A 22,001-nucleotide genomic window follows, 5' to 3' on the forward strand; every position below is an offset into this window, starting at 1 on the left:
CACCTCGTGGATACTTTCCGGAAGCGCGGCCTATTTCGCCGCCGCTTCCGCCTGCAGCGCCTTTAGGTCCCAGCAGCTGTCGGGCTTGAGGTCGGCCTTGGTCGTCGCCTTCTCCAGCGTGTAGATGTAGCTGTGCGAGGTGCCGGCCGGCTGACCGCTCTGCAGCAGGAACTTGATGATGGCGTTCATGTCGCCGGACTGGCGGGCGAGGTCGGTCATCACCACGGCGCCATAGGTGCCGTCGTTGAGCTTGTCGCAGTCGGCTGCCTTCTCGCCGCCGCCGGTGGTGACCAGGAACACCTTGCCGTCGAGCTTGGCGTCGCGGATCGCGGCCGAGGCGCCGGTGGCGTCGCCGTCCCAGAAGTCGATGATCGAGCAGATGTCGGGGTGCTGCTGCAGCATCGTCGTCGTCACGTTGCGCGAGGTGGTCGCGTCCCAGTTGGAGTCCGGCTTGGCGACGACCTGGAAGTCGGGATGCTTCTCCAGCACCTTCATGATGCCGGCATACTGGTAGAGGCTGGACGAATTCGCCTGGTCGCCCTGCACCAGCCCGATCTTTTTGGACGAATTGTCGCCGCAGCCCTTGATCGCCGCTTCAGCCTCGAGCTGGCCGAGCTTGTCCCAGTCGCTGCCGACGAAGGCATCGGCCGGGTAGTTGGCCGGGTTGTCGACGAGCAGCACATAGGTGCCGGCAGCCTGCGCCTTCTTCATCAGCTTCGAATAGGAGTTGAGGTCGGGCGCGTGGATGATCAGCACGTCGGGCCGCGTGTCGGAGGCGATGGCGTCGGTGATCGCCTGCGCGCCGGCATCGACAACCCAGTTCGGATCGCGCGTTTCGAAGGTGCCGCCCCAGGCCTCGACTTCCTTCTTCAGATAATGCGCCCAGCCCTGCGCCAGGTCGAAGCCCATCGCCAGCGGCACCAGCATGACGCGCTTGCCATTGAGCGACTTGGCATAGGCAGCCGGACCTGGGTCGTCGGCGGCGAAGCTCGGTGCCACGAAGGCGGTAACGGCGAGCGCCGTGGCGGCGGCTATCAATGTTCTGAATAGTCTCATGTCACATCCTCTGGTTCGGTTTTCATTGCCGGGCGATCGTCGCGATCGGTCCGGGTACCCGAGAGCAGGATGGGCTAGCCCACCTGCTCTAAATGTCGCCCTGCTGCGCGGTCTGCTCGTCGCGCGGATTGATGATGCCGTCGACGATGATGGCCCCGAGCAGGATCGCCGCCTTGATGAGGTTCTGGTAGAGCAGCGGAATGTCGATGATGGTCATGGCGTTGAGCAGGATGCCGATCAGCGCCGCCCCGACCAGCACATTGCGCACCCCACCCCTGCCGCCCGACAAGCCGATACCGCCGATCACCGCCACCAGCACGATGTCGTAGAGCAGCGTCGAGTTGACGATGCGGGTGTTGATCGAATGCAGGCTGGCCGCCGTCAAAAGCCCGGCGATCAGGGCCACGAAGGCCGAAAGCACATAGCGCAGCACCAGCATGGGCCGAACCGGAACGCCGATGTTGCGGGCGGCGACCGGGTTGTCGCCGGCGAAATAGATATAGCGGCCCCATTTGGTGTAGCGAAGGAACAGGAAGAACAGGAAGGCGAGCCCGGCAAAGACGAACACCTCGACCGGGATGTCGAGGAAGCGCACGCCGCCGAGCAGTTCCACCCAATGGCCCTGCGGCACCGGAACGGCATCCTGCGTGATCAGTTGCGAGCGCACATAGCCAAAGACGAAGGAGCCGGTGGCCAAGGTCACGAAGATCGCCGGCACGTCGGCATAGGCGACGAGAAACCCGTTGAACAGGCCGATGGCGAGCACGCCAGCCAGCACATAGGCGAAGGCGAGCCCATCCGAAGTGCCGGTGTTGAGCAATTGCAGGTACCAGGCGACCGACATCGCCATGATCGCGACTGCCGACAGGTCGATGCCGCGGCCGATGATGACGACGGCCATGCCGAGCGCCAGTATACCCAGCACCGAGACCGAGCGGACGATGGCGACCAGATTGTCGGCGGTCAGGAAACCGGGCAGACCGATGGCTGCGGCGGCGAAGAGCAGGATCGCAATGGCAAAGACGATGCCTTCCTGATTAAGGCGCCTCCAATTCGGCCAGCCGATCGCAATCATCGCCATTGTCTTTCGCCCCTCGGACAGGCCTTGGCCGGGCCTGTGTCCCGGGACGAAAGCTAATCGGCTCAACACAGGCTCGTCAAATGAATCCGCGTTCAAGAACCGCGCCTCTCCGACTATTTTCCGAGTGGACGCATCGATTGCCGTAACTGGCGCAATAGGCGGAAACTCTTAGGCTTTTTGGCGGTTCGTTACCCTGATCGCGCGGCCCGCGGAAGAACCCGTTCGAAGGCGGCGCGGCCGGCGCAATTTGAGTCCGCAAAATGCGCCCGGCGCGACGTCAATTGTTCGTCGAATGCCCCGAAACCTCGGCGCCGGCATTGGCCGGCAGCACCAGGAAACGCAGCGCCGCCGCGAGACCGAGCAGGCCGATCGCGACAAAGGTGATTCTGAAGTCGACGAGATCAGGTAGGGCTTCGCGCCTGACGATCTGCGACAGGTTGAGGATCGCCGCCGCGATCGCCACGCCGAACAACATCGATATCTGCTGCAGCATCGAGGAGAGCGTCGCCGCCGAGCTTCGCTGCTGCGCCTCGATGTCGGCGAAGGCAAGCGTGTTGAGCGCCGTGAACTGCATCGAGCGCGTGAGGCCCGCGACCAGCATCAGCGCCACCACCAAGACTTGCGGCGTCTGCGGCGAGATTGCGCCGGAAGCCATGATCGCCAGTGATGCGATCGCCCCGTTCACCACCATCACGGTGCGGAAGCCGAAGCGCCTGAGCGTCGGCGTGGTCACCGTCTTCATGCCGAGATTGCCGAGGAAATAGGCCAGCACCAGCAGGCCGGCATCGACCGGACGCAGGCCGAAGCCGACTTGGAACAGCAGTGGCAAAAGGAACGGCGTGGCGTTGATGGCGACGCGGAAGATCGTGCCCGCTGCAAGCGTCGAGATCGCGAAGGTGAGCACCTTGAAGGCCGAAAGGTCGAGCAGCGGATGCTGCGCCCGCAACAGGTGGCGAACGGCGAACCAGCCGATCACGATGCCGATGCCGATAGAGCCTACGGTCGGCAGCAAGCCGTCCTCGGGATGCGCCAGGCGTTCAAGCCCGTAAAGCATCACCGCAAGGCCGAGCGAGGTCAGGAAGAAGCCTGGCCAATCGAGTGGCTTCGCCTCGGAGTCGCGGTCGCCCGGCACGAAGCGGGCGACCAAGGCAAGCCCGGCCGCCCCCAGCGGCACATTGATGAAGAAGTTCCAGTGCCAGGAGAGATAGGTGGTGATGAAGCCGCCGAGCACCGGCCCGACCACCGGCGCGAACAAAGCCGGCCAGGTGATCAGCGCCGTCGCGGCGATCAGCTCGGATTTCTCGGCATTGCGCAGCACCAGGATGCGGCCGACCGGCGTCATCAGCGCGCTGCCCAGCCCCTGCACGATGCGAGCCGCCACGAACTGCGTCAGGCTCTGCGAAAAGCCGCAAGCGACCGAGGCCAGCGTGAACAGCGCGATCGCGACGAGGAAGATGTTGCGCGCGCCGAACCGGTCGGCCAGCCAGGCCGACAGCGGCACGAACACCGCCATGGTCAGCATATAGGCGGTGATGCCGATGCTCATCGCCACCGCCGGCACGCCGAAGGACTGGCCCATCTGCGGCAGCGATGTCGAGATGATCGTCGAATCCAGCAATTGCATGAAGAAGGCGACGGCGACGATCAAGGCCACGCGTCGTGCCTGCCGCGCGGGATTTGCGGGCCGGGACACGGCTTCGTTGTCGGGGATGCTGGTCATGACGCGCTGGTTGAACAGCATAAGCCTGGTCCAGTCCAGAGCTTATCCAACAAACTTCCGTGTCGCCCTTTCGCCTGTTATGGATGAGCCGGGGTGGCCGAGGACAATGCATGAAGCCCATCTATATCGACTACCTCAATGCGCTCGACATCGAGGCTCTTGCCATGACCGATGCCGAGATCATCGGCGCCGTCGAGGCCGGGCTCGTCGCGCAAGGCAACGGCAAGACGGTGATCGAGCCGCGCGTTCATCTTGAACCGGACCCCTCCTTCCACGGCCATTTCAATGTGCTGCGCGGCTATGTGGCGCCGCTCGATGCCGCCGGCGTGAAGATCGTCGGCGACTATGTCGACAACTACAAGCATGGCCTGCCGTCCGAATTCGGCATCCTCAACCTCTTCGATCCGCGCACCGGCACGCCGCGCGCCATCCTCGACGCCACCGTCATCACCGACATGCGCACCGGCGCGGTCACCGCCATCGGCGCCAAGCATCTGGCGAAGAAGAAATCGAAAGTGCTCGGCCATATCGGCGCACGCGGCACCGCGTACTGGAACGTGCGGCTGCTCGACCACCTCTTCGACTTCGACGAGATCCGCGTCCACTCGCGCCGGCCGGAAAGCCGCGACCGCTTTGCCGCTAAATTGTCGGCCGATCTCGGCAAGAAAGTCACCGCCGTCGCCGACTGGAAAAGCTGCGTCGACGACGCCGATATCGTCGTCGAGGCGTCGCGCCTCGACGAACCGCAGCCTTTGCTCAAGACCGAATGGATCAAGCCCGGCGCGCTGGTGGTGCCCTATGGCACGATGAGCGCGGTGGAGTTGTCGCTCACCGACATCATGGCGAAGATCGTCGTCGACGACTGGGGCCAGTGCAAGGGCGGCAAGTTCGGTTCGCTGCGCGCCCATGTCGAAGCCGGAAAGCTGAGCGAGGCGACGCTGCATGCCGAGCTCGGCCAGATCGCCGCCGGCCTGAAAGCCGGGCGTGAAAGCGATGACGAGACGATCCTGTTCTGGCATCGCGGCCTGTCGCTGTCCGACATCGCGCTCGGCAAGGCCATGCTCGCCAAGGCCGGCGAGAAAGGCATCGGCCAGAGGCTGCGCTTCGCATGAGCCCGCTCGTTCTCACCGGCGCCGGCGTCAGCATCGAAGATGTGGTTGCCGCCGCGCGCAACGCCGCCAAGGTCGAAGTCACGCCGCTGGTCCTCGAAAAGCTCAACAAGGCGCGCCAGGTCCTCGATGCCGCCGCGGCCAGCGGCCAGCAGATCTACGGGCTGAACAGGGGCCTCGGCGCCAATCTCGTCACATCCATCGAGGGCGACGCCAGCGCCTTCCAGCGCCAGTTGCTCGAAGGCCGCAGCGCCGCCGTGGGCGAAGCCCTGCCTGTGCCGATGGTGCGAGCGGCGATGTTTGCGCGCATCGCGATGCTCGCGGCCGGCGGTTCGGGCCTGTCGCCGCGCGTATTCACGGCGCTGGTCGAGGCGCTCAACGCCGGCGTGCATCCGGTGATGCCGTCGCTGGGCTCGATTGGCGCCGGCGATCTTTTGCTGATGACGGCGATTGCCCGCGTGCTGATCGGCGAAGGCGAAGCGGAATACCAGGGCCGACGCATGCCCGCCGTCAAGGCGCTGATGATGGCGCGCCTTGCGCCCGTCAGTCTCGCCCCCAAGGACGGTCTGTCGCTGATCAACGCCTCGGCGGTGTCCACCGGATCCGCCGCGCTGGCGCTGACCGATGCGCTCTCGACGCTCGACCAGCAGCAGCAGGCCGGCGCGCTGACGATGGAAGGCTTTGGCGCCAACCGCACCATCCTCGACCCGCGCCAGCATCTGGCCCGCCCCGGCGCCTGCCAGCAGCTCGCGGCGAAGGCGCTGCGCGATCTGCTGGCGCGCGATGAAGCGCCGCCGCCGACCACCATCCAGGATCCGCTGTCGATCCGCTGCATGCCGTCGATCCACGGCGCTCTGATCCAGGCGATAGACCATGCCAGGCTTGCCGCCGAGATCGAGCTCAACGCCGCCGCCGACAACCCGCTGGTGCTTGCCGAGGATGCGCTGGTGATGTCGACCGGCAATTTCCACACCGCCTCGCTGGCGCTCGCCTTCGAAACGCTTGGCCTGGCGATCGCGCAATGCGCGGCGGCTTCCGCCGCGCGCTTCATCCAGCTCACCGGCTCGACCCGCCACGGCCTGCCGAAATACCTCTCGCCGGTCGGCGGCGCTTCTGCCGGCTTCGTGCCGTTGCAGAAGACGGTGACGGCGATCCTGGCCGCGATCCGCCACAAGGCCAATCCGGTGATGCTCGACTTCCTGCCTGTGTCCGAGGGCGTCGAGGATCACGCGACACAGACGCCGCTCGCGGTCGCCAAGTGCGCGGAGATGATCGTGCTGTGGCGGCGGCTGATCGCGTTCGAACTGATGGCCGCGGCGCAGGCCGTCGATCTGCGTGAGGGCATGACGCTGGCGCCGGCGACCGGCGCAATCCACGCGGCCGTGCGCGCGCATGTGGCGACGCTCAAGGAAGACAGGCCGCTCGGCGCCGACTCCGATGCGCTTTATGCCGCCCTCGCCGGCGGAGCCTGGCAAGGTCCGCCGGCCGCAGGTTGAGGATTTTCGTTCAGGGTTTTGCGTCCACCTTCTTCATGAAGAGCGCGAGCTCGTCCGGGTCCATATGCACGATATGCCTGTCTTCCGGATAAGCGCCGCTGTTGACATCGGCGACATATTCCGAGAACGCCGCGATGCGCTCCTGCTGCAGCCGGTCATATTCGGCCGCGAAGTTGCGGTAGACTTTCGAATGGCGCGGCATGTGCCCGCGATTGGCGCCGAGGATATCCTCGGCAAACAGATATTGCGCATCGCAGCCCGTGCCCGCGCCCATCGACAGCATGATCAGCGGGGTGCGCTCGGAGATCGCTTTCGCCACCTCGACCGGCACCACCTCGATCTCGGCGCCGATGGCGCCGGCGGCCTCCAGTTGCTTGACCGCCTCGAACACCTGCATGGCGGTGCCCGCGGTCTTGCCCACCGCCTTGAAGCCGCCCGTCCAGGTGGCGCGGGAGGGAATGAGGCCGACATGGCCGATGACGGGAATGGCATCGTCGGCCATCCGCTTGATCGTGGCATAGCCGGCGCTGCAATAGACGGCGTCGGCGCCAGCCTTGTAGAGCCGGAACGACCAGCGCACGAAATCGTCGGCCGTGCCGATCTCGAAAAAATTCTCGCCCGGCATGGTGAAGAGGCTGGGCGCTGCGTCGCGGTATTGCGGATTGAGCACCAGCTCCGGCGGCACCGAGACGATGTCGATGCCGGCGCGTTCGGCCGCCTCGGCTTCGTCCAGCGTCAGCACGCGCAGCATAGTCAGCTGCCGCTTGCCCTTCATGGCGCGCAGATCGGCGACGGTCGGTCTCTTTCGGCTCATCGGTATATCCCCGTTTTTGTCTGTCTGACGGCTCTCAGCCGATATCGATCATTACCTTGCCGGCCTCGACTTTGACCGGATAGGTCTTGAGGTTGACGCAGACCGGCGCGCCCTTGGCCTGGCCGGTCTTGTAGTTGAAGCGGCCATTGTGCTTGGGGCACTCGATGATGTCGTCCATCACCAGCCCGTCGGCCAGATGCGCCTTCTCATGCGTGCAGAAGCCGTCGGTGGCGAAGAACGCGTCGTCCGGCGAACGGTAGATCGCGAAGCTGCGGCCACCATGGTCGAAGCGGATCACATCCTCCTCGTCCACGTCCTCCACAGCGCATGCTTCGACCCATTCCGCCATCGTCCTTCTCCGGCCATCATCTTTCTTTGAATTTGTTGCGCGGCGTCTATTCGGCGGCCGCGGCCGTTATGTCGAGATCGTGGAACTCGCCGCGATAAGGCTTGGCCGTCGGCGGCAATTCGCGCTTGAGATAATAGTCCTCGTATTTGAGCTGCCGGAGCAGCACCGGCCACACCTCGCGATAGGCATGCCACATCGACGGGTTCGCCACCGGCAGATCGTGCTTGATCAATTCATGCAGCTTCGGCAGCGCATGATAGGGCACCATCGGGAACATGTGGTGCTCGACATGGTAGTTCATGTTCCAGTAGATGAACCGGCTGACCGGGTTCATGTAGACGGTGCGCGTGTTGAGCCGATGGTCGATGACGTTGTCGGCCAGCCCGATATGCTGCAATAGCCCGGTCGTCACCATGTGCCAGGTGCCGTAGAGGCGCGGCAGCCCGATCAGCACCAGCGGTATCCATGATCGAAGCGCGATCGCGACAGCGATCGTCGCAACATAGACCGCAATGTGCCAGCGCGCCGCGGTCACCGCTTTGGGCTGCTCCATCTCTGGGATGTAGCTCTTCTCGTCGTCAGACAATGTGCCGAAGGCCTGGCGCACCAGCGTCGGCAGTGAATAGCGAAAATCGAGGATGCCGGTGAAGGCCAAACCCGCCTTGATCAGGTCCGGCGGCCGCATCACCGCGATCTCGGCGTCGCGGCCGACGATGATGGTGTCGGTGTGGTGACGCGCGTGGCTCCAGCGCCACTGCACCGGATTGCGCATCAGCATGAAGCTCGCGATGTGATAGACGACATCGTTCATCCAGCGCGTGCGGAAGGCGGTGCCGTGGCCGCATTCGTGCCAGCGCGAGTCGCTCGATGAGCCGTAGAGCACGCCATAGACGAACAGGAACGGCACCACCCACCAGGTGCCCCAGAACCAGACGATGCCGGCCGCCGAGCCCAGGATCGCGACGATCCAGATGATTGTGTCGCGGATCGCCGGCCCGTCGGAGCGCTGCATCAGCTCCTTCATCGCCTTGCGCGCCACGTCGGTGTGATACCACTCGGCCGAGGCAAGCCCGGTCTCGATCGCCCGGCGCGTGCTTTCGCCGACAAGGCTGTAGTCGCGCTTCTTTGCCGTCGTCACATCGGCCTCCAATTTTCACGCAGCGCTGGCAATCCGGTCCGCCGGCCGGAGGGCTTGCTGTGGATGTCTGTCGCGCTCATGCCCTGCCCGCCAGTTTTGGAAACGTGCCGGAAGGCTGAGGATAATCCTGCTCGGGCTGCCGGGTGATGGCCGCGATCCTTCGTTCCGCATCGGCGATCGCATCCTTGCCGTCGAGGACGCGGAACACCGCGTCATAGGCACGGGCTTCGTCGTGCTCCAGCCAGATCATCTCGCCACGCTCGCGCGCGGCGAGATTCCCGAGCACATGATGCGTCGAGGGCTCGATGCCGAGCGCATACTGCCCGGCCTGGAAATTCTGCCACTCGTAGCAACAGGGTAACTGGTCCTTGCGGGTGACGACCTCGAAACCGAGGCCGAGGCGGTCGTTGACGACAGCCACAGGCACCTCGCCCCTGGCGTCTGCGCCAAGCTCGTGCTGCCAGACCTGTTCGTTGAAGCCGAGCTGTGGCTTGGGCACGATGCGGTAGCCGACCTTCTGCGCCTGGTAGCGCTCGCCGGCATGCGCGGCCCAGACCACGTCGCGGATCGGCGCCAGGTAGCGCGCGCCTTCGTCGAGCAACGGATGCCCGACATTGACGTGGTAGAAATACATATGCGGCGTGCGATGGAAGCCGTGATTGACGACACGGTCCGAGAGCCGGATCTCGCTGCCGCCGACATCGGCCTCGATGCGGCGGATGAGATGCAGGTCCTCGCCGAACACGCTGGCCTGCTGGACGATCCCCTCTGCCCACAAAACACAGCGATCGCCGTCCCAGCTTTCGCCATAGCCGGTCAGCCGCGCCGGGATGGTGCCGACGCGGCCGTGCAGCGAATGCGTTACGGTCCTGCGTCCAGGATAATTGTAGTTTTCAGCCGGAACCTCGCTGCGGCCGAGAATGTGATCGAGGCCGCAGGTGACCAGCAGGCCGGAGAAGGAGCGGCCCCAGGCAAACCCGTCCTCGCCTTCATAGTCATGCAGGCCCGGATTGCGAAAACCGCTCGGCGAATGCCAGCCGATCGCGTGGCCCTTGTATTCGCAATCGGCGATGTCGAGCGCCCGGTCGACCAGCGCGGTAAAACGCAGGCCCGAGCCGGTGCGGAATTCGAGCATGCGGATGCCGCGCTCGACGCCGTCGCCGAGCGTCATCAGCCGTACGCCGGCGAATTGCGACAGCATGCCGGAGCGTTCGGCGACCTGCCGGCGAGACAGCGTCTGTCCAAAGAGCTTCACCATGCGACGGCGGAATCCTTCACTTTGCTGTCATTCCTTCAGCCGGCGGCGCGTCCCGGCCTCAGAGGCCGTTCTCGCGGAACTTCCCGTCGAGGAATGTCTTGGCGCGCGGCACATCGTCTTCCGACAAATGCTCGATGATCACCGGGATGTTCGGGTGCTTCTCGGCGAGACGCTTGAGATAGAGGTCGTAGTTCAGCGAGCCGAGGCCCGGCGCCGGCAGCTCGATCTCGCCGACACCGCGGAAGGTGTGGCTTTCCATCGCGTCGGCGTCGCCGATATCGGCGTGCTTTTCCGACTTGTCGCTGCCCGACCGCTTCACGTCCTTGGCGTGCGCGATCTTGATCTTGTCGGTCAGCGTGTCGAAGACCTGATTGAGGATCTGGTCCATGCGGTCGATGTTGTGGGTCTCGAAATAATTGGTCGGATCCATCAGCAGGCCGAGGCCGGGATGGCCGACCTGCGCGAACATCTTCACCGTCTCCTCGACCGAGCCGACGACGTTGTTGACATAGGTTTCGAGCAGGAACACCGCGCCATGGTCGTAAGCCGTCTGGGCAAGGTCGGCGATCACCTTGCGGCACTCCTCGAAACCTTCCTCGGTCTTGTTCTTCGGGTGATGCACCCAGTCGGATTCGGTGTTGTAGGTGCCGGTCTCCGAGATCACATAAGGCGAGCCGAAATGGCGGGCGTTGCGGATGATCTCCTTGAGATAGCCGACGCGCCTTTCGCGCTCCGCCTTGTCCGGATGGATGATGTTGGTGTAGCCCGACACGCAGCAGACCGGCAGGTTCTGGTCGCGGAAGACGTCGCGCACCGTCTTCGCCTTGTCCTTGGTAATCTGCCCGGCCGACAGATCGACGTCCTTGAAGTGCAGGTCGAGCTGCACCGTGTTGAAGCCGAGGCCGCGGATCTTCTTCGCCGTCTCTTCGAGGCCGTACGGGAAATAGCCCGTGAAAATACCTGCCTGCATCATGATGTGAATTCCTCCCTGTAAGCGATTCAGTTGCCAGCGATTTCAGTTGAATGAGTTGATTCAGTTTGTCGGGATTTCGGAGAGCTTGACCGTGCGGCCCGATGCCATCGAGCGGTAGCCCGCTTCCACCAGCGCCATGGTCTTGACGTTGTCGGCGACGGAGAGCGCCGGCGGCGTGCCTGTCTTCACGGCATGCTGCAACTGCTCCATGACGCCGATGAAGGCATGCGGGAACCACATCGTCTCCCAGCTCGGGCTCACCCATTCGCCGCCGGTCGTCTCGGCTGAGGCATAGGTCAGCGTCGAGGCGGCACCTGTCGGCCAGCCGATCGTGCCCTTGGCGACGCCCTTGGTGCCGTCGACGCGCCAGTTGATGTGCTGGTCGTCGCGATAACCTTCCTGGCGCGGGCCGGACCACACGTCCTCCAGCGACACGGCAAGCACGCCGGACGGGAAGCGCAGCGTCGAGACGGTGATGCCGTCGGAATGGTCGAACTGGGTGCGCGGGTCCTTGCGCGTCAGCGTGGTGATCTCGCCCGGATCGCCGAACAGGAAGCGCAGCACATCGAGATGGTGCACGCTCATATTGGCGAGCGTCAGCCGGTCGTAGCCCTGCAGGAATGTCTGCCAATGCGGGATCGCGTGCATGTCGATCTGCGCGAAGACGATGTCGCCGAGCTCGCCATTGTGGATGATCTGCTTCAGCACCCGCATCGACTGGTCGTAGCGCATGTTCTGGTTGACCGAGAGGATCTTGCCGGAACTGGCTGCCTCGTCGCGCAGCTTGACCGCCTCCTCGACCGACAGCGCCAGCGGCTTCTGCGCCAGGATCGCCTTGATGTGCTTCTGCTTCAGCGCGTGGCGGATCAGCGCTGGCTGCTGGTCCGGCGGGAAGGCGAGATCGATGATCTCGACCTGTTGGTCCTCGATCAGCTGTTCCGGCGTATCATGCACAGTCGGGATGCCCCAGCGGGCGGCAACCTTCTGAGCATTCGCCTTGGTCCGCGAAGCAATGGCCACCACCGGAAAACCGGCTTCCTTGTAGGCGGCGAGATGGCACTCGGCCATGATCATACCCGCGCCGACGCAACCGATCCGGTATTCCTTGGTGCGAACCTTGACGTCCGGCTCGAAACCTTTGCCTGCCATGTCTTCCTCCCGAAACTCTTTCTTCGCGGCCGCCGTCACAACGCGCCTCCGTCCTGACCGAAATAATGCACGCGGGCCGGCTCGCAGGATATCGCCACCATCGCATCCGGCCTGATGTCAGGCTGGCCGCGCAGCAATGCCCTCAGCCGCGCCTGCCCGGCAGCTAAAGTCACCACGGTGTAGCCGCCAAGCGGCTCGACCTCGAACACCCGCGCCGGGCGGCCCGAGCCCCCTTCCGCCGTCTCATTTTCTGCGCAGGGCCGGACTTTGATGTCTTCGGGCCTCAGCCCGATCTCGATCGCCTCGGCCGGTGCACTGGCATCGGCAATCCGGATCGTCCCTTCGGCGGCCTCGACCCCGCCGGCGCCGCGCACCGACGGCAGGATGTTCATCATCGGCGATCCGAGCATGCGCGCCACATAGGCGCTGGCCGGGCGGTCGTAGATCTCCGCCGGCGCGCCGACCTGCCTGATCCGGCCGTTCTCCAGGATGGCGATGCGGTCGGCGACCGACATCGCCTCTTCCTGGTCATGCGTGACATAGATCAGCGTCTTGCCGAGCTCGCGCTGGATGCGCTTCAGTTCGACGCGCGTCTCCTCGCGCAACCGCGCATCGAGCGCCGAGATCGGATCGTCCATCAGATAGGCGGCCGGATCGCGCACCAGGGCGCGCGCGATCGCCACGCGCTGCCGCTCGCCGCCGGAAAGCTGCGCCGGCGGCTTGTGCAGGATATGGCCGATATGCAGCTTGGCGGCGACGTCGGCGACTCGCTTCCTGATATCGAGCTCAGTGACCCGGCGCTCGACCAGCGGGAAGCGGACATTGTCGCGCGCGCTCATATGCGGGAACAGCGCCAGGTTCTGGAACACCATGGCGACATTGCGCTCGGCCGGCGAGACGCTGTTGACGGGCTTGCCGCCGATCAGGATCTCGCCTTGATCCGGCGCCTCCAGTCCGAGCACCAGGCGCAGTATCGTCGACTTGCCGGACAGCGGCGGCCCGAAGAAGCAGAAGAACTCGTTGTCGTTGACGGTGAAGGAAGCATCGTCGACGGCAAGTGTCTTGCCGTAGCGCTTGGTCACATTGCGGAAGACGATATCGGCCATGGTTCAGCCCGCCTTCACTGCAAGGCCGGTGGCGGCGTCGAAGACTCGCACCGAGAAGGCCAGCGGCGCGACGACCGCCGCATGCCCGACCGACAGCTCGACATCGTTCTCGAACACCGCCTTCACCGCGCTTGCGCCTTCGCCAAGATGCACGATGGTGCGCGCGCCGATCCGCTCGACGAAGCTCACCGGCATCGACAGCCCGCGCTCGGCCAGCACCACCTGCTCGGGCCGGAAACCGTAGAGCACGTCACCGCGCACCGCTCTCACGGCCGAAGCCAGTTCATCCGGTAAAGGCGGCGTGACGCCGAGCGGTCCGAGATCGACGACCAGCCCGCGGTCGCTTTCCGCCGGCCTGCCCTTCAGCAGGTTCATGCCCGGCGCGCCGATGAAGCGCGCGACGAAGACGTTTGCCGGATTGTTGTAGACCTCGAGCGGCGTGCCGACCTGCTGCAGCACGCCATGGTCCATCACCGCGATGCGGTCGGCCATGGTCATGGCTTCGAGCTGGTCATGCGTGACATAGACCATGGTCTGCCTGAACTGACGCTGCAGCTGCTTGAGCTCGGTGCGCATCACCGCGCGAAATGCGGCGTCGACATTCGACAACGGCTCGTCGAGCAGGAAGATCGCCGGCTCCATGATCGCCGAGCGGCCGATCGCCACGCGCTGCAGGATATTGACCGAGAGCCGGTCAGCCTTGCGGTCGAGCAAGGGCGAAAGCTGCAGCATCTCGGCGATCGCGCCGACACGGCTGTCGATCTCGGCCTTGGCGGCTCCGCGCATCCTAGGCCCGTAGGCGAGGTTCTGCCGCACCGTCATATGGGTGAAGATGGCATAGTTCTGAAACACGAAGCCGACGCCGCGCCGTCCCATCGGCACGCCGGCCATGTCGCGTTCGCCGAACAGGATCTTGCCGCTGGTCGGCTCTTCCATGCCGGCGATCATGTTCATCGTCGTCGACTTGCCGCAGCCCGAGGGTCCGAGCAGCGCCATGAACTCGCCATCGGCGATTTCGAGATCCATCGTCTTCAGCGCCGCGAAGTCGCCGAAGCTCTTGGTGAGGTTCTTGAGGTGGATGGCGCTCATGCCGGCACCTCCCGGCTCTTCGCCATCCGCTTCATGGCGTAGACCGCGACGATCGAAAGCACGATCAGGATGGCGAGAGCGATGGCCGCGACGTAGCCCCAGATCAGGTCCTGGGTGGTGACTTTGTAGATGTAGACGGAGATCGTCTCGGTGGCGACGCCGGGACCGCCACCGGTCATGATGTAGAGCGTGTCGAAGATCTTGAAGTTCTCGATCACCCTTATCGCCAGCGCGATGATGATGATCGTCTTCATCTTCGGCAGCACGATCGTCGTGAAGCGCTGCCAGGCATTGGCGCCGAGCAGCGTCGCCGCCTTCATCTGGTCCTCCGGCACGCCGACAAGGCCAGCGAGCAGGATGAGGAACATCAGTGGCGTCCACTGCCAGATGTCTGCGATCATGACCGCGATCAGCGCCAGGGTCGGATCGGAGAGCCAGGCGATCGTCAGGGGCGTGCCGATGATCCGCGCCAGGATGTCGTTCACCGGGCCGCCCGACTGGAACAGCATGAAGAACATGTAGCCGGCGACCGCTGGCACGACCATCATCGGCATCAACAGGATCGAATAGAAGATGCGCTTGCCGGGAAAGTCGTCGGCGAACAGCGTCGCCAGCGCCAGGCCCAACAGGAACTCCGCCGGCACGCAGACCAGCATGACGATCGCGGTGCGCTGCAACGCGCTCCAGAAGCGGGTGTCGGCTGCGAGGTCTGTGTAGTTGGCAAAACTGTTCCACATCTCCCAGGCGTTCCACCAGCCGACGCCCGAGAGCGGCGACCAGTCGGTGACGCTGATGTAGAGCTGCATCAGCAGCGGGAAGGCCGAGATGAACAGCACCAGGATCTGCGCCGGCAGGGTCAGGCGGAAGCCCAGCCGCGCGCCCTCGTCAGGCGTGGCGGGCTTTGTCCGCGCGTCCATATCGCCCTCCGACATCGTCGCCGTCACCGCGCTCATTGCTTGAGCGCTCCGAAGGTCAGCCCGCGCACCAAGTGACGCTGGATGGCGATGCCCATGATCACCGGCGGCACCGCCGCGATCAGGCCGAGCGCGGCCTTGGCGCCGTAGAGCTGCCCGGTCATCGAGGACGACAGCGACGCCATGTAGACCGGGATCGTCACCCATTCGCGCGTGGTGAGCAGCAGCGCGATCAGATAGTCCGACCAGTTGAGGATGAAGACGAAGAGCGCGGCACTCGCCAGCGGCGCGCGCATCATCGGCAGCGTGATGCGGGTGAAGACGCGCAGCCGCGAGCAGCCCTCGACCAGCGCGGCCTCCTCGATCTCGCGCGGCATGTCGTCGAAGAAGGTCTTCATCAGCCAGAAGGCGAAGGGCAGCGTGACGATGCCGTAGATCAGCGCCAGTCCCCACCATGTATCGTTGAGATTGAGGAAGGCCCACATGATCATCACCGGGATCATCACGGCCATCGGCGGAAACAGCCTGAGCTGGATCAGCGCCAGCGGCAGGTTCTGGCCGGAGCCGAAGCGCGACAGGCCATAGGCCGCGGCGGTGCCCGCCGACATGGCGATCGCGGTCCCGAACACCGCTGAGAGCAGCGACGACAGGATCGGTTTCAGCGCGGTGTGGTCGAGCGCGACGATCAGGTCGTTGGTGGAGTGGCCAAACACGAACTGGAAGTTGGCAAGCGTCGGCTGCTTCGGCCACCATGTCAGATCGGCGCCGGTCGCCGACCATTCGCCGATCGGCTTGAACGCCATCGACACCATCCACAGGATCGGCACCAGCGTCGCCGCCATCGCCGCGAGGATCGCGGCGTAACGGAAAATCTCGAAGGGGATGGAACGCTTCATCTGGCTGCTTTGCTAGTGGCGTTAAGGCGGAGGGGAAAAGCCGACGCCCTTCCCCTCCGAGTCCTGATCCAGGGAGGTGGATCAGCTGATCGGGTCAAGAACGGTCGGCCATGCCTCCTTGTTGGTCTTGATGGCTTCGAGCAATTTCTCCTCGCCGGTGCGCCGCGCGATCTTCTTCCACTCGCGCTCGGTATCGGCCATCGCCTGCTCGGGCGTCTTGGCCTTGGTCAGCGAGGCCATCAGGTTCTCGTCGAGCGCATTGTGGAAGGCGGTGGCGCCGGGATAGTTGATGGTCGGCACCGTGCGCGCCACGGTCTCGCGCACCACATCCATGTGGTAGGCATGGTAGGTCTGGCGGACCAGCGGATCGGAGAAATCCGAGAGCCGGAACGGATCGAGATAACCGCCGGGATTGGCGCTCATCCAGGCATAGATGCGCGCCGAGCCCAGCCATTGCAGCAAGAGATAGGCGGCCTCCGGATTCTTTGACTGCGACGACACCATGCCGGTCAGCGAGAACCAGAGCACCGAACGGCTGATCAGCTTGCCGTCGATCTCGCGTCCCGGCGGCAGCATCGAGCCGATCTTGCCGGTGACGGCCGAATCCTTGTTGCCGGCATTGTCGAGGAATTTCGGCAGGTTGGAGAAGGCGCAGGTCATCGCCGCCCCGCCCTTGGCGAAATTGCCGTACTGCTCCGGCCAGCCCCACGAGATCGCGTCCGGCGAATGATGCGCCAGCGACTCCACGTATTCCTTGGTGGCCGCGACGCCCTGCTCGGAATTGATAAGCGGCTTACCGTCGTCGCCGAACAGGAACTGGTTGGGCGAGGCCATCGAGACATAGCGCTGATACCAGTTGGTGTAGCCCCAGCCCTGGTTGCGCAGGTCGGTCGAGCCGAACAAGCCCCTGTCCGGCCGCTGGAAGAAAGCCGCGACCTCGCCGTGCTGCTTCCAGGTTTTGGGGGGCGCAAGGTCGTAGCCGTATTTGTCCTTGAAGGCCTTTTGCTCGGCGGCATCGCCGAACAGATCGGTGCGGTAGACCCAGGTCTGGAAGTCGCCGTCGAGCGACACGCCATAGGTCGAGCCGCGATACTGGTTGAGCAGCGATACACCCTTGGCGCCGTTGACGTAACCGGTCTTGGGATCGTCCCATTCCGGCTTATGCATGGCAACGAAGTCGTCGAGTTTGGCGATGCCGCCGGTTTCGGCGAGATCGCCGAGGCGGTTCCACTCGGTCGAATAGATGTCGTAGGCCCCACCCTTGGTGGAGATGTCCTGCATCGTCTTGGTGAATTCCTGGCCGTTCGGCAGGCCGACGATTTCGATCGCAATGCCGGTTTCCTTTTCCCACAGCTCCTTGATCGATGGCGCGCCGGCCGGGAAAGGCTTGGTCAGCTGGCCGATCGAGCCGTCCGAGAGTCCAAGCACGATCTTCGCGGGCGCCTTGCCCGCCGCCTTGAGCGCCTTGGCCGCCTCGACGGCACGTCCTTCCGGCGTGTCGGGGCCGTATTGATAGCGCTCGGCGCCGTCGAAGCCGGTCGGGCCGCCGATCATGCCGGGCGCCAGCGCGTCCGCCGCGAAGGCGCGGCCGGGACGAATGAACTGCGGTGCAATGCCAGTCGCGGCGACGAACACCGCCGCCTTTCCTCCGGACGCCAACAGGCGGCGCCGCGACATGCGGATCAATTGAGACATCGAATTCCTCCCTCGGGGCCTGTTCCTCCGTGGCCCACGTGAGGGATATTGACGACAGTGCGTGAAGCCTGTCAACATCATAAATACTCAAAACACGTCATAAGATCGCAAATGAGGGAGAGAATGCAGTTTACCGAGCTTGTCACGTCGCACCCATTGCTTGGATTTGAGGGGCTTTTGCCTCGACCCGGCCGGCCTGGCCGAACCTTCGCAGCCTTGTGTAACGCCTCGGCTTGCGCAGAGGCCAAGCCCGGTTACATCATTTCGCATCAGAATCGCTGCTGCGGCTGAGCGGTTTCCCGGAACAGATCGGACGCTGCGTGATTTTGATGCTTGCGATGAGGTGCTCGACGTGCGGTCAACCCTGACAGACATAGCTCGCGAAGCCGGCGTTTCTCCGGCCACGGTCGACCGTGTGCTCAACAACCGGCCGGGCGTGCGGGCCCGCACGCGCGAGATCGTCATCGAGATGGCGCAGCGCCTGGGCTACATCGCCGAAACGCCGAACGGTACGCCGCAGCGAGCCGTGCCGGGACAGACGATCCGGCTCGACTTCGCGCTGCCGGCCGGCACCAACTCCTTCATCAAGCTGCTGCATCGCCACATCGAGGCGCAGGCGCTGACGCGGCCCGACCTCGACGTCCGCGTGACGACCATCGAAGGCTTCAATCCCGACCGCCTCGCCCGCCTGCTGCAGGACCTGCATGGCCAGACGCAGGGCGTCGGCGTCATCGCGCTCGACCATCCGACGGTGCGCGAGGCGATCCGCTCGCTGTCGGCGAGCGACATCAAGGTCGTCACCATCGCCTCCGACATCCTGCATGTGCCACGCGTCGCCTATATCGGCATCGACAACCGCGCCGCCGGCCGTCTCGCCGGCTATCTGCTCAACCGTTTCATGGGCGCCGGACACCCGGGCAAGGTCGCGCTGTTCGCCGGCTCGCTCGCCTATCGCGGCCATGAGGAGCGCGAGATGGGGTTCCGCCACATCCTTGCGGAAGAATCCCCCAACCTGGAAATCGTCGAGATGCGTGAAATGCTCGACGACCGCGAGAAAGCCTATTCCGAGGCCTCCGCTTTGCTCGAGCGCCACCCCGACCTCGCCGCCATCTACAATGTCGGCGCCGGCAATACCGGCATTGCGCGCGCACTGAAGGAACGCGGACGCGCGAAGGACATTCTCTTCTTAGGCCATGAGGTGACGGACGGCACCAAGGAGCTCCTCCTCGACGGCACGCTCGACGCCGTGATCGACCAGAACCCGCGTGTCGAGGCCAGGGAGGCGCTCAACATCCTGTCCCATTCCGTGCGGGGATTGCCGTACGATCTCCACCAACCGCGGCTGCAGGTTATCTTCCGCGAGAGCATTCCGGAGATCTGAGCACTCTCAGCCCGCCTGCAATGACCGGCTGCCTCAGGCCGCGATCAGCACCGTACTGTCCGGCGACCAGCTGAGTACGACGGGCTGGCCTTCGGCCAGACGCTCGGCGCCGGTGTTCTGGACGATCACCTTCAGCGTCTGGCCGTCGCGCTCGACGAAATAGGTGCTGTTGTTGCCGGCAAAGATGCGTTTCGAGACCTGCCCCTTGAGCGTGTTGGCATTGGCTGGATCGGCCTTTGCCGCACCGGTCGAAATCTGGATGCGCTCAGGCCGAACCGCGCAGCTCGCCCTGGCGCCCGCCGGCACCGATGCGCCTGTCGAAGCCGCAATCGTCGTGCCGTCCGGCAGTTTTATCCCAGAGCCGGTGGCGTTGCCGCGAAAGATGTTGGCGTCGCCGAGGAAGGTCGCGGCGAACTCGCTCTGCGGCCGATCGTAAATCTCTTCCGGCGGACCTTCCTGCACCAGCCGGCCGTCACGCAGGATGCCGATGCGGTCGCTCATCGTCAGCGCCTCTTCCTGGTCGTGCGTGACGAAGATGGTGGTGATGCCGATCTCGCGCTGGATGCGCTTCAATTCGATCTGCATGTCGACGCGCAGCGCCTTGTCGAGCGCGCCGAGCGGCTCGTCGAGCAGGAGCACGCGCGGCTTGGTGACGATGGCGCGGGCCAGTGCCACGCGCTGGCGCTGGCCGCCGGAAAGCTGGTGCGGCTTGCGCCCGCCGAGCTTGCCGAGCTGCACCAGGTCGAGCGCGCGTTGCACTTCCGCTGCGATCGTCGCCTTCGGCTCGCCGCGCACCGACAGGCCGAAGGCGACATTGTCGGCGACGCTCATATTGGGGAACAGCGCATAGTTCTGGAACACCATGCCGATGCGCCGCTTTTCGACCGGCACGCGCTCGACGCTTTCTCCACCGATGGTGATGCGGCCGGAATCGGGAAAGTCGAAGCCGGCGATCTGCCTGAGCAGCGTGGTCTTGCCGCTGCCCGAAGGTCCGAGCAACGCATAGAAACCGCCATCTGCGAAGTCGATCGAGACATCATCGAGCGCCTTGTGCGCGCCGAAGCTGCGAGAGACGTTCGCGACCTGGACGCCAGCCATTATTTCTCTCCGCCGAATTTGAAGAAGCGTGCCGTGAGCAGCATCAGCGCCATCGACACCACGATGATGATCGTCGACACCGCGTTGATCTCCGGGGTAAAACCCTTGCGGATCGCGGCGTAGATCTCGACCGGCAGCGTCGTCTGGCCTGGCGTCGACAGGAAATACGAAACCACGAACTGATCGAACGACACGGCAAAGGCAAACAGCCCGCCGGCGATCACACCGGGCAGGATCCACGGCAGCGTGACGCGCATGGTCACCTGCCACTGGTTGGCGCCGAGCGAGCGCGCCGCCTCTTCCAGCTCAGGCGCGAAAGTCTGCAGCCGCGCCGAGACGACGACGATCACATAGGGCAGTGCCAGCGCGACATGGCCGAGCAGTATGGCGATGAGCCCGCGCCCGATGCCGACGCCGAAGAAGAAGATCAGCATCGCAGTGCCGGTGATCAGCCATGGAATGGCGATCGGCGGGAAGAGCAGCGCTTGCAGGAACTTCTTGCCGCGGAACTCGTAGCGATAGAGCGCCAGCGAGGCCATCGAGCCGAGCACAGTCGAGATCAAAGTGGTGATGACGGCGATCTCGATGCTGTTCCACGTCGCCGCGATCAGCTGGTCGTTCTGCCAGAGCGAGGCGTACCAGTCCGTCGTCCATTCGAACGGCAGTTGATAGAAGGGCGAGGCATTGAAGGACATTGCCGCCATGATGATGATCGGCAGATAGAGGAAGCCGAGCAACAGCACGATGTAGAAGCGCCCCAGTCCTTCGAGGATGCGCGTCGTCGCCATCAGCCGGCCCTCCGCAGCACAGGTGCTGCCAGCGCCAGGATGATCAGCACCACAGCGAGCAGAATGAAGGAGAGTGCGGCGCCTAGCGGCCAGTTGAAGACGGCGACGAACTGGTCCTCGATGACTGTGCCGTAGAAGGTGCCGGTGCGGCCGCCGAGGATGCGCGGCTCCATGAAGGAGCCGACGACCGGCACGAAGATGAGCGCTGAGCCCGCGATCAGGCCGGGCATCGACAGCGGAATGATCACCCGCCACAGCACCTGCCGACGCGATGCGCCGAGCGAGCGCCCCGCCTCGATCAGCGAGTCGTCGATAGCCTGCAGCGTGAGATAGCAGGTCAGCACCATGTAGGGCACGTAGGAGTGCACGAGGCCGATGATGACGGCCGGATAGGAATACATGAGATCGATGTTGATCTTGAACGGCAGCACGGCATTGAGCGCCGTGTCGAGGATGCCACCTTCACGCAGCACCATCGCCCAGGAGAAGATGCGCACCAGCCCGTTCGACCAGAACGGCAGGATGACGAGCAGGAAGATCGCCTCGCGGCTACGCCCCTTCAGCACCTTGGCGAGCACGTAAGCCGCCGGATAGCCGATGACGACGCACCACAGCGTCACCTCGAGCCCGAGCCGCAACGAGGCGAACAGCAGCGTCGAATAGAGGCTTTGCGAAAAGAAGGCCGCATAATTGCCGAGCGTGAAGGCCCAGTCTTTGCCTGCCAGCGGGAGGTCGGTCATGAACGAGAAAAAGACCATGGCCGACAGCGGCAGGAAGATCGCCACCGTCAGCCACAGATAGGCGGGAAGGAGAAGCGGCAGGGCCGGCCTCAGTCCGCGGCGCGAACCGATCGCAAGCTGGTCAGCCATGATGCCTCTCCTCCCCGAAAGA

General features: G+C 64.5%; 20 protein-coding genes. 3 read left to right on the forward strand and 17 right to left on the reverse strand.

Annotated features, from left to right (window positions below; translation table 11 throughout):
- Window positions 1-30: 30 nt before the first annotated feature.
- From KVT37_RS03625 to KVT37_RS03635, 3 genes are all read right to left on the reverse strand, one after another.
- Window positions 31-1,056, reverse strand: coding sequence for a sugar ABC transporter substrate-binding protein (locus KVT37_RS03625; protein ID WP_217569700.1), 1,026 nt, complete (start codon window positions 1,054-1,056; stop codon window positions 31-33).
- Between the two features lie 88 nt (window positions 1,057-1,144).
- The gene (locus KVT37_RS03630; RefSeq protein ID WP_217569923.1) at window positions 1,145-2,131 is read right to left on the reverse strand and encodes an ABC transporter permease; all 987 of its coding nucleotides are present in this window, start codon (window positions 2,129-2,131) and stop codon (window positions 1,145-1,147) included.
- A gap of 283 nt (window positions 2,132-2,414) precedes the next feature.
- The gene (locus KVT37_RS03635) at window positions 2,415-3,857 is read right to left on the reverse strand and encodes a DHA2 family efflux MFS transporter permease subunit (protein WP_217569925.1); all 1,443 of its coding nucleotides are present in this window, start codon (window positions 3,855-3,857) and stop codon (window positions 2,415-2,417) included.
- A 110-nt stretch (window positions 3,858-3,967) separates the two neighbouring features.
- On the opposite strand from KVT37_RS03635, the gene KVT37_RS03640 reads away from it, so the two are divergent.
- Together KVT37_RS03640 and hutH are read left to right on the forward strand one after the other, a co-directional pair.
- Window positions 3,968-4,969: an ornithine cyclodeaminase family protein gene (locus KVT37_RS03640; protein ID WP_217569702.1), complete on the forward strand. Its 1,002-nt coding sequence runs from the start codon at window positions 3,968-3,970 to the stop codon at window positions 4,967-4,969.
- Window positions 4,966-6,462, forward strand: coding sequence for a histidine ammonia-lyase (gene hutH, locus KVT37_RS03645; protein WP_217569704.1), 1,497 nt, complete (start codon window positions 4,966-4,968; stop codon window positions 6,460-6,462). Before KVT37_RS03640 ends, hutH begins: the two co-directional genes overlap by 4 nt.
- 10 nt (window positions 6,463-6,472) lie before the next feature.
- Here hutH and KVT37_RS03650 read toward each other — a convergent pair whose 3' ends face one another.
- The 11 genes from KVT37_RS03650 to KVT37_RS03700 form a co-directional block, all read right to left on the reverse strand.
- Entirely contained in the window at window positions 6,473-7,276 is an 804-nt protein-coding gene (locus KVT37_RS03650) for a 3-methyl-2-oxobutanoate hydroxymethyltransferase (RefSeq protein ID WP_217569706.1), read from the reverse strand.
- 34 nt (window positions 7,277-7,310) lie between these two features.
- Window positions 7,311-7,625: a MocE family 2Fe-2S type ferredoxin gene (locus tag KVT37_RS03655; protein WP_217569708.1), complete on the reverse strand. Its 315-nt coding sequence runs from the start codon at window positions 7,623-7,625 to the stop codon at window positions 7,311-7,313.
- Between the two features lie 46 nt (window positions 7,626-7,671).
- Window positions 7,672-8,763 (reverse strand): fatty acid desaturase family protein, encoded by a 1,092-nt coding sequence (locus KVT37_RS03660; RefSeq protein ID WP_217569710.1) that lies wholly within the window; start codon window positions 8,761-8,763, stop codon window positions 7,672-7,674.
- A 76-nt stretch (window positions 8,764-8,839) separates the two neighbouring features.
- Complete coding sequence (locus KVT37_RS03665) at window positions 8,840-10,021, reverse strand: aldose 1-epimerase family protein (protein ID WP_217569712.1); 1,182 nt, start codon at window positions 10,019-10,021, stop codon at window positions 8,840-8,842.
- A gap of 58 nt (window positions 10,022-10,079) precedes the next feature.
- Window positions 10,080-10,994: a sugar phosphate isomerase/epimerase gene (locus KVT37_RS03670; RefSeq protein WP_217569714.1), complete on the reverse strand. Its 915-nt coding sequence runs from the start codon at window positions 10,992-10,994 to the stop codon at window positions 10,080-10,082.
- 60 nt (window positions 10,995-11,054) lie between these two features.
- Complete coding sequence (locus KVT37_RS03675) at window positions 11,055-12,143, reverse strand: Gfo/Idh/MocA family protein (RefSeq protein ID WP_217569716.1); 1,089 nt, start codon at window positions 12,141-12,143, stop codon at window positions 11,055-11,057.
- 35 nt (window positions 12,144-12,178) lie between these two features.
- A complete protein-coding gene (locus KVT37_RS03680) occupies window positions 12,179-13,249 on the reverse strand; it encodes an ABC transporter ATP-binding protein (RefSeq protein WP_217569718.1) in 1,071 nt (356 codons plus the stop codon).
- Window positions 13,250-13,252: 3 nt separating this feature from the next.
- Window positions 13,253-14,338 carry an ABC transporter ATP-binding protein gene (locus tag KVT37_RS03685; protein WP_217569721.1) on the reverse strand — a complete coding sequence of 362 codons (1,086 nt, stop codon included), beginning with the start codon at window positions 14,336-14,338 and terminating at the stop codon, window positions 13,253-13,255.
- Window positions 14,335-15,291 carry a carbohydrate ABC transporter permease gene (locus KVT37_RS03690; RefSeq protein ID WP_217569723.1) on the reverse strand — a complete coding sequence of 319 codons (957 nt, stop codon included), beginning with the start codon at window positions 15,289-15,291 and terminating at the stop codon, window positions 14,335-14,337. Before KVT37_RS03690 ends, KVT37_RS03685 begins: the two co-directional genes overlap by 4 nt.
- Entirely contained in the window at window positions 15,288-16,148 is an 861-nt protein-coding gene (locus tag KVT37_RS03695) for a carbohydrate ABC transporter permease (RefSeq protein ID WP_217569726.1), read from the reverse strand. The genes KVT37_RS03690 and KVT37_RS03695 overlap by 4 nt, the downstream gene beginning before the upstream one ends.
- Window positions 16,149-16,229: 81 nt before the next feature.
- A complete protein-coding gene (locus KVT37_RS03700; protein WP_217569728.1) occupies window positions 16,230-17,843 on the reverse strand; it encodes an extracellular solute-binding protein in 1,614 nt (537 codons plus the stop codon).
- Window positions 17,844-18,195: 352 nt separating this feature from the next.
- Here KVT37_RS03700 and KVT37_RS03705 point away from each other — a divergent pair, with 352 nt between their 5' ends.
- Entirely contained in the window at window positions 18,196-19,224 is a 1,029-nt protein-coding gene (locus KVT37_RS03705) for a LacI family DNA-binding transcriptional regulator (RefSeq protein WP_217569730.1), read from the forward strand.
- A gap of 33 nt (window positions 19,225-19,257) precedes the next feature.
- On the opposite strand, the gene KVT37_RS03710 is transcribed toward KVT37_RS03705, so the two are convergent.
- From KVT37_RS03710 to KVT37_RS03720, 3 genes are read right to left on the reverse strand one after another with little or no spacing between them, the layout of a single operon-like run.
- On the reverse strand, window positions 19,258-20,322 hold the full coding sequence (locus tag KVT37_RS03710) for an ABC transporter ATP-binding protein (RefSeq protein ID WP_217569732.1): 1,065 nt from the start codon (window positions 20,320-20,322) through the stop codon (window positions 19,258-19,260).
- Entirely contained in the window at window positions 20,322-21,110 is a 789-nt protein-coding gene (locus KVT37_RS03715; protein WP_217569734.1) for an ABC transporter permease, read from the reverse strand. The genes KVT37_RS03710 and KVT37_RS03715 overlap by 1 nt, the downstream gene beginning before the upstream one ends.
- Window positions 21,110-21,979 carry an ABC transporter permease gene (locus KVT37_RS03720; protein WP_217569735.1) on the reverse strand — a complete coding sequence of 290 codons (870 nt, stop codon included), beginning with the start codon at window positions 21,977-21,979 and terminating at the stop codon, window positions 21,110-21,112. Before KVT37_RS03720 ends, KVT37_RS03715 begins: the two co-directional genes overlap by 1 nt.
- Between the last annotated feature and the right edge of the window lie 22 nt (window positions 21,980-22,001).

Origin of the sequence: Mesorhizobium sp. GbtcB19, assembly GCF_019091085.1 — a bacterium.
Taxonomy (GTDB): domain Bacteria; phylum Pseudomonadota; class Alphaproteobacteria; order Rhizobiales; family Rhizobiaceae; genus Mesorhizobium.